The sequence below is a fragment of the Aquirhabdus sp. genome, from assembly GCF_046462495.1.
Lineage (GTDB): Bacteria > Pseudomonadota > Gammaproteobacteria > Pseudomonadales > Moraxellaceae > Aquirhabdus.
On record NZ_JBKGVE010000012.1, the window covers coordinates 230,016 to 244,612 of the forward strand.

At 47.2% G+C, this 14,597-nt stretch carries 10 protein-coding genes and 1 pseudogene; 3 read left to right on the forward strand and 8 right to left on the reverse strand.

The features are described from left to right. Window positions 1–89 precede the first annotated feature (89 nt). Both rluB and ACLHG7_RS15435 read left to right on the forward strand, forming a co-directional pair. Window positions 90–938 (forward strand): annotated as a pseudogene (gene rluB / locus ACLHG7_RS15430) (23S rRNA pseudouridine(2605) synthase RluB); the annotation flags it as partial. A gap of 96 nt (window positions 939–1,034) precedes the next feature. Further along, window positions 1,035–1,925 (forward strand): DUF6929 family protein, encoded by an 891-nt coding sequence (locus tag ACLHG7_RS15435; RefSeq protein WP_410211861.1) that lies wholly within the window; start codon window positions 1,035–1,037, stop codon window positions 1,923–1,925. 58 nt (window positions 1,926–1,983) lie between these two features. Here the strand turns inward: ACLHG7_RS15435 and ACLHG7_RS15440 are convergent, their stop codons facing one another. From ACLHG7_RS15440 to ACLHG7_RS15475, 8 genes are all read right to left on the reverse strand, one after another. Then, window positions 1,984–2,931, reverse strand: coding sequence for a hypothetical protein (locus tag ACLHG7_RS15440; protein ID WP_410211862.1), 948 nt, complete (start codon window positions 2,929–2,931; stop codon window positions 1,984–1,986). A 165-nt stretch (window positions 2,932–3,096) separates the two neighbouring features. Beyond that, window positions 3,097–3,285, reverse strand: coding sequence for a hypothetical protein (locus ACLHG7_RS15445; RefSeq protein WP_410211863.1), 189 nt, complete (start codon window positions 3,283–3,285; stop codon window positions 3,097–3,099). A gap of 12 nt (window positions 3,286–3,297) precedes the next feature. After that, window positions 3,298–4,503, reverse strand: coding sequence for an RtcB family protein (locus tag ACLHG7_RS15450; RefSeq protein WP_410211864.1), 1,206 nt, complete (start codon window positions 4,501–4,503; stop codon window positions 3,298–3,300). Between the two features lie 369 nt (window positions 4,504–4,872). Further along, entirely contained in the window at window positions 4,873–5,607 is a 735-nt protein-coding gene (locus ACLHG7_RS15455; protein WP_410211865.1) for a type III pantothenate kinase, read from the reverse strand. Window positions 5,608–5,679: 72 nt separating this feature from the next. After that, window positions 5,680–7,755, reverse strand: coding sequence for an NAD-dependent DNA ligase LigA (ligA, locus tag ACLHG7_RS15460; protein ID WP_410211866.1), 2,076 nt, complete (start codon window positions 7,753–7,755; stop codon window positions 5,680–5,682). Between the two features lie 107 nt (window positions 7,756–7,862). Further along, a complete protein-coding gene (locus tag ACLHG7_RS15465; RefSeq protein WP_410211867.1) occupies window positions 7,863–8,948 on the reverse strand; it encodes a cell division protein ZipA C-terminal FtsZ-binding domain-containing protein in 1,086 nt (361 codons plus the stop codon). Window positions 8,949–8,951: 3 nt separating this feature from the next. After that, window positions 8,952–12,464, reverse strand: coding sequence for a chromosome segregation protein SMC (smc, locus tag ACLHG7_RS15470; protein ID WP_410211868.1), 3,513 nt, complete (start codon window positions 12,462–12,464; stop codon window positions 8,952–8,954). Continuing rightward, entirely contained in the window at window positions 12,464–13,165 is a 702-nt protein-coding gene (locus ACLHG7_RS15475; protein WP_114898170.1) for a GntR family transcriptional regulator, read from the reverse strand. Before ACLHG7_RS15475 ends, smc begins: the two co-directional genes overlap by 1 nt. 577 nt (window positions 13,166–13,742) lie before the next feature. Between ACLHG7_RS15475 and ACLHG7_RS15480 the strand changes: the two genes are divergently transcribed. After that, complete coding sequence (locus tag ACLHG7_RS15480; protein ID WP_410211869.1) at window positions 13,743–14,546, forward strand: biotin--[acetyl-CoA-carboxylase] ligase; 804 nt, start codon at window positions 13,743–13,745, stop codon at window positions 14,544–14,546. The last annotated feature ends 51 nt before the right edge of the window (window positions 14,547–14,597 follow it).

Below are 14,597 nucleotides of genomic sequence, written 5' to 3' on the forward strand. Positions count from 1 at the left end.
TTTTTTCGTATCAGCGCACCAGCACTGATGATAATAGATTGATTTAGTTTAAAGACTTGATTGAGAATGAAGTAATTGGGGTTGTAAAAATGAGTGAAAAGCTGCAAAAAGTCCTCGCCCGTGTTGGCTTGGGATCACGTCGGTTTATGGAAGAAGTGATCGCTGCGGGTCGTGTCAGTATCAATGGAAAAATTGCGACTGTGGGCGAACGTGTAGAACCGACCGATGAAATTCGCATTGATGGTCGTAAAATCGCGCATCAATCCGAAGAAGAAACGCGTCGCCGTGTTTTAGTCTACTACAAACCCGAAGGCGAAATTTGTTCACGCACTGACCCAGAAGGACGTGTCACTGTATTTGAGCAGTTGCCACAGATCCCTAACGATCGCTGGGTCATGGTGGGTCGTCTTGACATCAATAGTACCGGTCTACTCATGTTTACCAATGATGGTGAGCTTGCCAACAAACTCATGCATCCTTCCAGTGAAATCGAACGTGAATATGCCGTACGGGTCATGGGTGAAGTCACCCCAAAAATCATCAAGACACTGACCGATGGTGTAGAACTGGAAGATGGACCCGCGAAGTTTGAGTCATTCAGCGAAATTGGCGGTGAAGGTATAAATCGCTGGTATCAAGTTGTCGTGAAAGAAGGACGTAATCGCGAAGTGCGTCGTCTATTCGAATCACAAGAGCTGAAAGTCAGCCGTTTGCTGCGTACCCGTTATGGTACGGTCATCCTGCCTCGTGAATTGCGCACGGGTCGTTGGATGGAACTGGATAAGCATGACATCGAAAACCTTGTGCAAAGCGTCAAGCTTAAGCCACGCGTTGGCACAGGCCTGTATGGCATGGCAAAACGCCGTGCAGAGCGTCAGCAAGAGAATCCGCTTCCAGCACGTCGTGGTGGATACTTACGCCAACAAAAACGCGAAGAATGATCAATCTTGAATAACAAAATAGGCTAGGCTTCCCCCTAGCCTATTTTTTTGTCTTTAGCACCCATCCGCGACCCAGAATAAGAGTATACCATCATGAAAATCACCATTCTTGAACGACGCACATTGCAAGGAATTGGTGCACTTTCGGGGATGGCCACTCATGCAAACACCCTCTATCTAGTGGGTGATGATGCAGGCTACCTATTGAAAACGCCTTTCTATCAGACGCTGGATCAGATCATCGATTTTGAGAAAGTACCTCTACTCACTCATACACCACTGACACCTCTATCCAAAGCCGAAAAACCCGACTTTGAATCCATGACGATCATCAATGTGGATGGACAAGCGCAATTGCTCATCATGGGTTCTGGTTCGAAAGCCAACCGTAAAATGGCATTATTGTTTAACCCGCTCACACAGCAGGTCAGTCCGTTCTTAAATACCCCAAATTATGATTTTCTGGAGTCCAATCAGGACCTGACAGGTGGTGCAGAGCTCAATATTGAAGCCGTCTGCAGTGATGATCAACATCTCTATATTTTTCAGCGCGGGAATATCAGCCGTCATCACGGCGTATTGGTTTTTGATTTAAAGCCCCTTACTCATACCCATGATTTACAAAACACTTTGGTGAGATCACTGAGCCTCCTCCTTCCTGATATCGACGGCTCCGCCAGCGGAATTTCCGATGCCTGCTTTTTGAAGCATCGGTCTATTATTGCGGCAGTAGCTTCCGTTGAACAAACTATCAATACCTATGATGATGGAGCCGTACTGGGCAGTTTGATTGTGTTGCTCTCTACAGATGGGAAAACCCTAGATACACAAGTGATTACGGATGATCAAGGCCATCCAATTCCGATTAAAGTCGAAGGCATCACATGGCTTAATACTCATCCTTCTGGTGAGGAGTTTTTACTGGTTACCGATAGTGATGGTGGGGACTCGGAATTGCTCAGAGTAATTGTGGTAATTGATTAAGAGTTCTCAAGTTCGAAAGCAAACGTTTGATTGATGTCAAACTTGAGAACCTCTGGGATTAGACATTCAGCCGATACCAACGCAGATCGCCCTCGCCCGCTTTGATACGACGCTTGACCTGAGGGTCGCGCTCAAGCATCACAGGACCGATACTCGTTGCAGCAAAACCGAAACGTTCTGGAAGTTGGCTATACAGTGATCTTGGCGGTGCACCATATTTATGCAGTTTCTTTAAGCGCTTGCCGCCTTCCCAAGTATGGTAATACACATCATAAATGCCCAGCTCTTCAAAGATAAAATGTAACGTCGCTGTGAGCATGGCTTCAGACCATAGCCGATAGAGTGCATCATAGAAAGGTTTGATCGCTGCCAGGAATTGGCCGAGATGAATTCGATTGCCCATTAGCCACACTTGTCGATTCATCTGTCCCTGATAACGCAGCGCATATTGAATACTATCTGCAATATCACGAATCAAGTCGCTTTGAATTTCTTCAATGAGGACCTGTCCATGCTCTAAATCGATATCCATACGTGCCCATGCCAAAGTGGGTCTAATCGTGTCATGCGGATGGAAACCGTACTGGCCAACAGTATCAACCCCGACTTGCTCAAAAGCTGTCTTGATTGAGTGTGGCAAATTCAAATGCAAAACAAGATTCTCACCCCGCCGAGTCGTCTGGCACCAGTGATATTGTCGCTCAGAACCCCAGCGCCCTGCTGTCAGAATAAAGGGAAAGTCGAGTGTTTCAGTATGAAGAAGGCTATCCATGAGAGGTAAGAGCGTCGCTTTAGCATTCGGTTGCTGAGCAAGGAATTGATTGACCCAAGGATGTCCAGTCCATTTGGCATAACGGCTCTGTTTTAAATCAGCAATGGTTTGCAGTTGACCATGGCGAATCAATGTCTTTAGCACCAACGGAATATGCTGGTCTTTTTGGTAATGGAAGAGTGTGCGCCCACGGGTCAAGCACGCCAAGATTTCATTCAGTTCTTCTGTTTTCATAATATTGTGAAACTCTATGTTTAAATCGCTGTCGATAAAAATCAAATATCAGCAAGCCCTCTTGAGTAAGACGACTTGCTTTATGCCCACGGGGCAATCTTAAAACCATGCTAAATACCAGGTTAAACATCAGGTTAACTCCTAAAAATCAGAATAATAGATAGACTAAGACTCAGCACCATGAGGGTGCTGGCCTAACCAATCCGTATGATTCAACGATTGGCGCAATGCTCTGCGCTCACGCTGCCTCGCAACCTCAACTTTTTCGTTGTGATTGACACCGCCCTTATGCAGCAAGGGATGCAGTGCCAAATGATTGCGCTCCTTAAACACATTCGCTTTCTTCAGTTTCATATCTAGGCCTCCTTAACCTTTGATACACATGACTTGACGCAAGGTATGGATCACCTCAACCAAATCGGTCTGGTTTGCCATGACTTGATCAATGTCTTTATAGGCGGCTGGAATCTCATCCATAACGCCTTTGTCTTTGCGGCATTCAATGCCCGCTGTTTGCTGAGCCAGATCGTCCAAAGTAAATGAATCCTTGGCCTTATTCCGGCTCATACGCCGACCTGCTCCATGAGAACAGGAGCAGAACGACATCTCGTTGCCTTTGCCGCGCACGATATAGGACTTCGCACCCATTGAACCGGGGATGATTCCCAACTCACCAGCTTGTGCACTGATCGCCCCCTTGCGCGTGACATAGACACTTTCCCCAAAATGACTTTCTTGCTGCACATAGTTGTGATGGCAGTTAATCGCCTCTTTGGTCAGTTGGAACGGCGGTAAATGTACCCGTAGCTTGGCCAAGATCAGACGCATCATTTCCCGACGGTTTTCCATCGCATAATCCTGAGCCCAATGCACCTCCTCAACGTAATCATCAAAATTTGCTGATCCTTCGGCAAAATAGGACAAGTCCTTATCAGGCACATGGCCAAATCGGCTTTGGGCTTCTTTCTTGGCGCGTTCAATAAAGTACGTGCCGATACAGTTGCCCAATCCCCGACTGCCAGAGTGCAGCATCACCCATACATCATCTTGCTCATCAATACAGAGCTCAATAAAGTGATTACCGCCGCCTAACGTACCTAATTGCTTTTGCCACGTGCGGTCAAAATTGCGCAGCATGCGCAATAAGCCAGGGTGCTTATCCGTGATCACGCTTAAGCGTCGAGCTAGTGGATCAATGCTCGACGCACGGGCTTTGATTTGACTGTGATGGTTAAAGCCCACAGGCACAGTCCGCTCGATGTCACTTCGAATCTTGCGTAAGTCATCTGGCAACTGCGCAGCTTTCAAACCTAGTCTGATCGCATTCATCCCGCAGCCAATATCCACACCGACTGCCGCAGGAATAATGGCGTTTTTGGTGGCGATCACACAGCCCACCGTGGCACCAATGCCTTGATGCACATCAGGCATCACAGCGACATGGGGATAAATAAACTGCAATTGAGCCACTTTTTTGAGTTGCTCGATTGCAGTGTCATCAATATCTCGGGTAAAAATATTTACAGGGACGCCGTAACCCGAATTGGCGTTTAAAGTCAGTTGTATAGCCATGATGTTTCTAACACTAAAAAAATATACGCTGGATAAGCGCGTTTTGATCTGTGGTCTTATGGATAGAGACTACAAATCACGTCAATAGCTACGGTTATGGGGCTTTTAGAAATTGGGATCGCATAAAATCAGCAATCCAAAAACGAAAAACCCTAGCGAATGCTAGGGTCTCTTAAAAGATCTGTGCATTCGAACCGTATGCTTTGGGCAGCGGTCCGAATCAGGAGCAACTGCCGTTAAGCAAAAATACCGTCTTTAACCATTGCAAGTGCTCCTGTAGAATTTGAGGGATCCAGACACGATGTCTGAACTAATGTGGGCAGATTTTAAACACAAAAAAAATAAATACAAGCCTATTTAAAAAATAATTTAAGAGAAATAGCGCCTTAATCCTCTCAACAACAAATCCTCTTCCACCGTAATCGGATTGGGAATATCCAGAAAATAACGGATCAGTACCGCATCTCCGCCAGTCAGCACCAGCTCACGGGTAGGATCAGAACGCACTAATTTTTCAATCGCACCAACTAACCCGAGGAGAATGCCATGATGCACGGCATCTTGCGTATTACGCCCTGCGCCAAGATTGCTAAATGCACCATCAGGGACTTGAACGCGCCGTGTACCCTGAGCCAAGGCTTCACGTTGTAAATAAAAGCTTGGCAGAATATATCCACCGAGATGGGTTTCATCATCCAGCAAATCGAGAGTCAATGCCGTGCCACAACCCACGATACAAAATTTCTTCAGTTGGCCCGATAGTGCAAGCACCTGTAGCCAGCGATCAATCCCTAACTTTTCAATGTGATCATAGCCGGTGATTAAGCCATGTGACGTTGCAAGGACTTGAGCGAACTCAACTGGGGTATTCAGAGGCTTTAGTGATTTTTTGATCCGTTGATTGGCCATACTATCCAAAACGGAAGACACACCGACAAATGACGGCTGAAAACTACTAAATCGATCGACTAAGCCCAGCAATAAATCAGCAGGCGATTGTAAGTGTAACTCAGCACCACTGGTGATGATCTCTTCACCTTCAGTCAACCAATACTTCAAACGCGTATTGCCAAGGTCTAACCACAGTTTACGCGGAGTCGTCATATGCATTTACATCCACTAGCCTGATTTAATCGCTTGATTATAAAACCAAATTCAAAGCATTAAAAATCATGCTCAGAGTTCAACGCCATGTCCAGCAACAAAAGTCACAAATTCATCCTCGGTCAGGGTTTGAATGCCAAGCTCTTGTGCTTTAGCCAGTTTACTCCCGGCCTTCTCTCCTGCGACCAGTGCTTTGGTTTTTGCCGAGATACTGCCGCTGACACGAGCCCCCAACTCCTGCAAAATCATGGTCGCCTGCTCACGGGTAAAACGCGATAGCGTCCCAGTCAACACCCAACTTTCACCGGTTAAAGGCTGGCGGGTACGTTTTACGGGAGCATCCCAATAGACTCCCGCCGCAACCAATCGCTCGATAATCTGGCGATTATGGGTCTCGCCTAAGAAGCTTAAAATCCAGTTAGCGGAAATTTCACCGACATCGGCAGTCATCTTTAAGCTGTCGAGATCAGCAGCAAAAAGAGCCCCCAATGTCTGAAACTGCTCTGCCAAATGACGGGAAGTATTTTCCCCAACCCCGCGAATTCCCAGCGCATAGATAAAACGTGCAAAGGTGGTTTTCTTACTGGCTTCAATCGCATCTAATAAATTTTGAACTGACTTCTCGCCGAGCTTCTCAAGGGTCAACAGTTCATCACGTCGTGTATGCAATTGATAAAGATCGGACACATCTGAAATCAGGCCATTGCTGAGTAAGCCCTCTGCCCAGCGCTCACCCAGACCATCGATATCCATGGCTTTACGTGAGACAAAATGGCGAATTGCCTCAATCCGCTGTGCCGGACAAAATAGTCCACCTGTACAGCGTGCTAACGCTTCGCCTTCCGGCATGATGACCGGAGAATCACATACGGGACAGTTGCTTGGCAACTCAACTGTCTGCGACGTTTCTGGGCGAAACTCTAACCACACACGCTCCACTTTAGGGATCACATCCCCAGTACGATACACCGTGACACTATCACCGACACGCACATCCAAGCGCTGAATCTCACCAATATTATGCAGCGTCACATTACTGACCGTGACCCCGCCGACGAATACAGGCTTTAAGCGTGCGACCGGCGTCAATGTCCCCGTACGCCCCACTTGCCAATCGATCTGTTCAACAGTGGTTAACGCAGCTTTAGCAGGGAATTTATAGGCAGTTGCCCAGCGGGGTTCACGACTTAAGAATCCAAGTTGTTGTTGTTGGCGCAGTGAATCGACCTTGATCACCATGCCATCAATTTCAACTGCGAGTGCGTCGCGCCCTAGATTGATCTGATCATAAACGGTTTGGACCTCAGCGATAGAATCGACTACCTCAAGGCGTTCGGAAATGGTAAAACCCAGAGACTTTAGCCAGTATAGCGATTCGGACTGGGTTGGACATTCATGTGCCGGCTCGCTCTGTGCAATGGAATACGCATAGAATGCCAGCGGTCGTGTCGCCGCAATTGCGGGATCGAGCTGGCGTAAACTGCCCGCAGCCGCATTGCGTGGATTGACATAGGTCTTAAGGCCACGTGCTTCTGCATCGCGATTGAGTTTATGAAAACCACTCTTGGGGATCAGCACCTCGCCACGTACTTCAAGAACACGAGGAACGGGTTTACCTGTAGGATCAATCAATACATGGGGCAAATTACGAATCGTTTTGGCGGTATGACTAATATCCTCACCCGTCTCCCCATCACCACGCGTCACGCCTTGAACCAACTGACCATCCCGATAATGCAAAGCAACTGCTAACCCATCGAGTTTTAGCTCAAGCTCGTATTGAATCTCTTGGTTAGGTAGACGCTCCCTAACCCGCTGATCAAATGCCAGTAAATCCTCATGATTAAAGACATTGCCGAGTGACAACATCGGCACTTGATGCACCACACTTTGAAACTGCCCCAACGCCTGACCGCCAACCTTTGGCGTAGGAGAGTCAGACTGTATCCACTCTGGATATTGCTCTTCCAATCCTTTTAAACGGCGTAATAGCTCGTCATATTCGCCATCATCGAGTGTGGGTGCATCCATCACATAATAAGCATGGCTATTGATTCGAATCAGATCAATAAGCTTACGCATTTCAGCTTCTACAGCCTGACGATCTTGATGTTCTGCATCTTCTAATGCACTGAATAAATCAGCCATGGGACTTCCTCAACCACTCTATTTTCTAAAAATTGACTAAATGCATTGGATCAAAAAAAGCACTCAATCGAGTGCTTCTTATTTTATCGCGATCTCATGACGATATCTCACAGACGCGTCGGTCTAAAATCCAAGACTTGATGACGATAATGTCCTTTCAACTGCTCGCTCAATTGATTCATTTCTTCGTCAAACAATTGTGAATAGCAATCCAGACATAAGCGCTGTGCGGTGCTCATCATCATATCAAAACCTTGCAGCGGGCGGATACCGGGCAAGGCGAGAAAGAACGAGAGCCCATCAAAATTTTCATTTTCCATGGTATCGAGGTCAAAACCTGCTGGGCCTTCTTGCGTATACTTCAGGACACTGAACATCATCGGTCCCTGACCCGTTGCCTCTTCAAAACGATGAAAAAGTGACATTTCACCAAAACGTAAACCGTGCTTGCGCAGCATTCGCAATACCATCTTCCCTTCCAGCGGACGACCGCTCTTCGGCAATAAATGAATGGCAATGATCTGTTCAGCTTGAACCAAAATGCTGTCTTCTTCACTGCGGCTATGATCAGCAAGGTGCTCATCAAGCAGAATGCTATCCCCTTGCCACTCGGTTAATTCCGCCGTATCGATTGCGGAAATAGAGGGTATGGCAGACTCTAATTCCGATTCAGTATGGTGCAGCGGTGCACCCACATCCAGATGATGTGAATGAGGAGATAAAGAGGTGGCTTGTTCAAGATCATCCAGCATGGCATCCAAACCGCCTTTCTGCGATGTAAGTGACTCGGGCTCTAGCGTGACCGTTGGAGAAACAGGCTCAGCGGCAACCTCGGGCTGGATCGGTGCCTTAAATGCATGATGCGAAGCCGCTAAAACCGCAGGTTGGTCCTCATCAAAGCCCTGAGCTTGCTGAGGTTTATCTACATGTTCAGCATGCAATTGACTCGCATGCTGTGCAGCATGCTGATGAATCGTCTGCGTGATGAAATCATTGGCAGAGATGACAGGTTCTGTCGGTGCAGAATCGGTTTCAACCGCATCTAAAGGCAGCTCAATTTGTGGCGACGGCGCTTCTTCACTGGCGATCAGTTTTTCTGAAGCCGGCTGTGGTGCACGACGAAAGATCAGGAAAAGACCCACTAAAATAAGGATAATCGCGACTATGACGCCTGCTACAACCAGAATATCCATGGATCAAGCTCCTGTTGACGCGACGAGGGTCTCGGCTTCGTCCAAATTCACGGCTACTAACTTAGAAATACCTGCTTCTGGCATCGTCACGCCCATTAATTCACCTGCCATCATCATCGCTAACTTATTATGGGTAATGTAAATGAATTGCACACTTTTAGACAGGTCTGTTACCAATCGACAAAATCTTGCAACGTTTGCATCATCTAATGGTGCATCCACTTCATCTAAAAGACAAAATGGTGCGGGATTCAGTTTAAAAATCGCAAAAACCAAGGATAAAGCAGTTAGTGCTTTTTCGCCACCGGATAATAAAGCAATACTGCTATTCCGCTTTCCGGGCGGCTGCGCCATAAAGCGTACGCCAGACTGCCAGCCATCTTCCAAAATCAAGCGTGCTTCACCACCGCCGAACACTTTAGGGAATAATTGCTGTAATTCATGATTAACCCGATCAAAGGTATCCATAAACAGACTACGGGTTTCCCGATCGATGGTTTGCATTGCATCATCAAGCTGAGCGAGCGTCTGATTTAAATCATCCATCTGATGATTCAGCTCATCAAAGCGCTCAGTGACTTCCGCAAGTTCAGCCGGCGCCGCCAAATTTAACTCGCCCAGCCGCTGGATTGCACTATCCAATTGTGCCAGATCTGCGTGTAATGTTTGTTCGGACTTGTGCGTTTGAGTATTCAACTGTGTTGCATCTGGAACGGGCGCCTCCAAACTTGCAAATTGCTCCGCAAGTTGCGCCAAATTACTTTTTTCAACCTGCCAAGCGAGACGGGTGTTTTCAAGCTCGTCACGCAGTGTGTTTTCTGCCTGAGTCTGGCTTTGACGATCATGCTCAAGCTGCTGTACCGCAGCTTGCGCCTCTTTGAGTTCGACTTGGCGGGCTTGCCAGCGCTGGTCCGCAGCCAAAGCCTCTTGCTCTCCCGCTTCAAGCGCAAGGGTCAGTGCTGGGATCTCCGCTCTAACCTGTGCTAATTCTGTTTGAATCTGACGCTGCTCATCCTCTAATTGGCTTTGTTGAAAAACAGCACGATCACTTGTGGTTTGCAACGCTTCAATCCGAATTTGCCGGGTCTGCGTTTCCATCTCCGCATTCTGCTGCTGCATGCGTAGTTGTTGAATCTGCAAAGTCGTTTGACTTAAATTCTGCTGAGCAGCACTGGCTTCTTGTTCACGCGACCCCACTTGAGCGATTAACGGATTTAGACGCAGCTCAAGCGCTGCCTGCTCCATATGTACATCGTTCAAACGCTCCATGTCTTCTTCTTGACTGGCGCTCAATAGCGATAGCTGCTGACGTTGTTGTTCGATCTGACCCTGCTGCGACTGTAACTTACTATCAAGACGTGCACGGGCAAGCTCTATGGTTTGCTGACTGCGTTCGGCTTGATTAATCTGAGCTGCTAAACCCTGCTGGGCTTGGATACTCTGAGTATGGAATTGCTCAGCTTCTTTCAGTGCATCGGTTGCTTCAAATAACGCCGCCTCACTCGTGAGCAGCTCCGCATTTAAGGTCTCTAAACGAATACGACGTGCCAATAAGCCAGTATTTTCAACTCCTGAACGAGACGCCGCATCACGTGCCAGATCAATAGCCCAATCAGCACCGATCCAATGACCATCGAGGGTGACAAACGATTGGTAGGGTTTTAATTGAGATTGTCGCGCAAGTGCATCCGTACGCGTATCCATCACCCCCCAGTGTTGCCACACCGATGATTGCGGTTCAGTCAACCACGAGGAAAAAGCCGTTGTTCCCTCTATAATATCTGGTTGTAAGGGATGCCCTGATACGAATAAATTACGCCCAACTGGCGCATCAGCATTAACATGCGCCTTGAGCCATTGACCCAGTACCGATTCAATGAGTGCAAGGTGCGGCTGCCCTGCTGTACTGACCTGTAGTTGCTCGAGTAAACGAGTTCCTTCAGGTTCAACATATTGCGGCTCATTTTTGTTGCCATTCTTTTGCGCATTGACCTGCTTGACATCGGTTTTTTCTTGTAGGGCCAGCAATGCGCGCTGCTCACCGCGCAGACCGTCAAAAACTTGACTCAACTCTCTTTGCCGAGCCCGCAACGTAATTCGTGACTGCTCAGAGGTCTGTACACTTTCTTGTGTACTACTCGCCTCATGTCGCAGACGCAAAAGTGCCTGAGTCACTTCAACCAATTGATCATCTATATCCAGCAGCTCATCAGCCAAGGCCGTTTGATCCAGCTGATTAAGTGCATTTTCAAGCTGCGCGATTTGTGCAGCCTGACGGGTATGCTGACGAGAGATATGATCTTGCTCCCGCTCAAGATCCGCACGTTTTTGCTGTGCGCTCTGAATCCGTGTCCGCAAGTCTTGCAGCTCTGTATGGGTCTGGCGTGCTTGCTCTTGAACACTGGGCAGTTGAACTTCGAGTGCCGAAATGGTCTGAATCAACTCTTGTCGTCTAGGCTGACTCAAATCATGGACCGCAATCAACTCAGCCAGTACTGTTTGATCATGCTCAATCTGGCGGGTAAGCGCCGCATGTTGGGCTTCTACGCTGCTACTACGCTCAAGCAGCCTCGATTCGGCTTGCTGCTGTTGGGTGAGGTTGGCAACAGCCGTTTGACGCACGCGTTCAGCATCTTGCCATGCGCTTTGCATCGGCTGCGCCTCTGCCAACAGCTGTGATAGGCGTACAGATTGCTGTTGAACGGCATGATCTAACTCATTTAACCGACTACGCAGTTGACGATAATCATCGCCCAGTTGAGTCAGCTTAGTGGTATGGATGGCTTGACGATTTGCAGCATTCACATGTTGAACAGTCCATAGCTCTAACTGAGCCACACGACGATCTTCAACGAGCTTTTTATGCTTCAATGCCGCTTGGCTCTGACGCTCCAGCGCTCGCCGACGACGACCCAGCTCATCGGCCAGATCTTGCAGACGCGACAAGTTCAACCTTGTATCTTCTAAGTGCTGCTGTGTTTCACGGCGGCGGGCCTGATAACGTGATACGCCTGCGGCCTCCTCCAAAAACACGCGTAAATCATCGGGCTTTGCTTCAACCAGACGATTAATCATGCCTTGCTCAATCACCGCATATGAACGTGGTCCCAGACCCGTCCCTAAGAAAATATCAGTGATATCACGACGACGGCAGCGCGTGCCGTTTAAGAAATAGTCGGAGCGGCCGTCACGACTAACTTGGCGACGAATCGACAGTTCGGTATAGGCGTTATAAGCACCGCCTAATTTACCAAAGGTATTTTCAAAATGTAGTTCAACGCTGGCTTGTCCAATCGGCTTCTTATTGACCGTCCCGGCAAAGATGACATCACTCATCGCTTCACCGCGCAGTTGACGCGCAGAGGACTCGCCCATCACCCAACGAATCGCATCAATCACATTCGACTTGCCACAACCATTTGGCCCCACAACCGCCGTGAGATCTTGCTTAAAGTTTAGGGTCGTTGGATGGACAAAAGATTTAAAACCCGCCAGACGAAGACTACGCAGCCGCATTATTTTCCACGTCGTGAACGTTGTGCCCACGCCAATTCGATTTGCTTCATGCGGGCGAGGGAATCCAGAACCAAATTACGTAAATGGCGGCAAAACTCTTCCATAAAGACAGCGGCCTGCTCTCCTTTACGAATCAAAATAGCATCGATGACGGGCTTAAACAGATCAAACGCCTCTTGTAATTCGCGGCGTGAGGTATTGAGCGTTAAAAAATAACTGCGGCGAAACGCAGGCAGTAAATTATCAAAAATATCCCGTAAATAGGTATTACCGACTAAGGTATGCGTACTCTGCAAAAACTCAAAAACACTGTCGTAAAATTTTTCGATATCACCGACTTTCACTTGTAGCGACAAATCTTGAATCAGTTGATTCATGCGCTCACTATCAGGCTGACGCCACGCTTCGCTGGTACGATGAACCATCGCTCCCAACATTAATGTACCGGCTTCAAACAATGACTTAATCTGCTGAACAGAAAGCTCAGAAACCATTGCACCACGGCGAGGATAAATTTTGATTAAATAACTGCGTTCAAGAATCAGTAATGCCTCGCGTACCGATCCACGGCTGACATTTAAGTCTTTTGCGATTCTAAGCTCTTGAATCCTCTCACCTTCGACCAACTCACCAGTGATAATTTGCTCACCGATATGTCTTGCAATCTGTTCTGACAAACTTTCTGCCGCCAAAAATGCCATACTATTACCCCTACGGTACATGTGCTGGGCAAATGAACAAAATCCCAATTCAGCGTCAATGACGCTAAAAACACCAATTCATTGAACTTACTTAAGTCAATCTCATTGTGATCGTCAATTTATTCATCTCTTTTAGCAGGATCACATCAATCCACTAAATAATTTTTTTGAATACTTGAGATATAATTCATATAAAGAACACTGTTTTGAAATCAGATATTTGACTTTAAAATAACTGTCACAAACCGCTCTCAATTGAACTTTACCAATATCTCTTCGACAACGCACTACTTCATGTACAATTGTCAGACAATTATTTTTAGAATACTAGCACTAAATCGCTATTTCCGATGAAATAACATGCAATTATGGCGTATGAATTGTACAAAACGGGTAATTGTCAGCGTGTAGAGGACGTCATTTATAAACACCTTTCAATATCTTAAATTGTTCTCAGTAACTTCAGAAAACCTCAAGCAAAAATCACCGGAGCAAGTGAGTGCAACACACCAAATCGTACTTTACAGTGATTGCGTAAACACCAGACAATAGAACAGAAATACAAGGCAGAAAAACGATGACGACGAATACTTCAGAATTAAGCAATATTGATCATCTCATGCTCAGTGACCAACTTCACCAACACTTAAATGCATCGGCACTGCCAGCATTCGACATGATTGATTGGCAACAAACCACTACATCAACCAATGATGACTGTCGTCTATGGGCTGCACGCGGCGCAACCCATGCACTATCGATCAGTAACCAGCAAACTGCTGGACGTGGTCAAGCCAATCGAACCTGGCAGTCCCCGACAGGAAATCTGTATTTATCCTTGTTAAGTACATTGCCATCACCATTAGATGGGAGGCTCGCTCTGGAAGTAGCATTGGCATTAGTAAATATGCCGCTCTTAAAAGCTCTGAATGTTTCTGTGAAGTGGCCCAATGATCTTTACTTTGAAGGTGCGAAATGGGGCGGAATTCTAATCGAGCCGATCACCAGTCATAATATGGAGCACGGCGCAATCATCGGGGTCGGGATCAACCTGCAACCCATGCAAAATTTAGTTGCAGATCGGACGGTGACCGATCTCACAACATTATTAAAGCAAAACATCGATCGCCTCGCCCTCACCGTCGCAGTCGTGCATGCTCTGCATCAGGCCATCGATTTATTTTTACAAGATAGCCCGAAACTGCAAGAGCGCTTTATGGCTTGGGATGCTCTCGTCAATCAAACCATCCACATTATTCAGCCTGATCAAACCGTGCAGCACGCCCGCGCAATCGGTATCGCTGATGATGGCAGTCTACAAATACTGACCGAGAAAGGCAGCGAACGCTTGTATAGCGGACAAGTGAGTTTGGTTAGTTAAATGAGTCGACTCATTGGTGGGCTAAAACAAAAATAAATTACTGACCTCGGG

What these genes read in the sequence shown, in the direction of transcription:
- ACLHG7_RS15435 (WP_410211861.1), top strand. Translation starts at nt 1,035, where the DNA reads ATGAAAATCACCATTCTTGAACGACGCACATTGCAAGGAATTGGTGCA.
- ACLHG7_RS15440 (WP_410211862.1), bottom strand. Translation starts at nt 2,931, where the DNA reads ATGAAAACAGAAGAACTGAATGAAATCTTGGCGTGCTTGACCCGTGGG.
- ACLHG7_RS15445 (WP_410211863.1), bottom strand. Translation starts at nt 3,285, where the DNA reads ATGAAACTGAAGAAAGCGAATGTGTTTAAGGAGCGCAATCATTTGGCA.
- ACLHG7_RS15450 (WP_410211864.1), bottom strand. Translation starts at nt 4,503, where the DNA reads ATGGCTATACAACTGACTTTAAACGCCAATTCGGGTTACGGCGTCCCT.
- ACLHG7_RS15455 (WP_410211865.1), bottom strand. Translation starts at nt 5,607, where the DNA reads ATGACGACTCCGCGTAAACTGTGGTTAGACCTTGGCAATACGCGTTTG.
- ligA (WP_410211866.1), bottom strand. Translation starts at nt 7,755, where the DNA reads ATGGCTGATTTATTCAGTGCATTAGAAGATGCAGAACATCAAGATCGT.
- ACLHG7_RS15465 (WP_410211867.1), bottom strand. Translation starts at nt 8,948, where the DNA reads ATGGATATTCTGGTTGTAGCAGGCGTCATAGTCGCGATTATCCTTATT.
- smc (WP_410211868.1), bottom strand. Translation starts at nt 12,464, where the DNA reads ATGCGGCTGCGTAGTCTTCGTCTGGCGGGTTTTAAATCTTTTGTCCAT.
- ACLHG7_RS15475 (WP_114898170.1), bottom strand. Translation starts at nt 13,165, where the DNA reads ATGGCATTTTTGGCGGCAGAAAGTTTGTCAGAACAGATTGCAAGACAT.
- ACLHG7_RS15480 (WP_410211869.1), top strand. Translation starts at nt 13,743, where the DNA reads ATGACGACGAATACTTCAGAATTAAGCAATATTGATCATCTCATGCTC.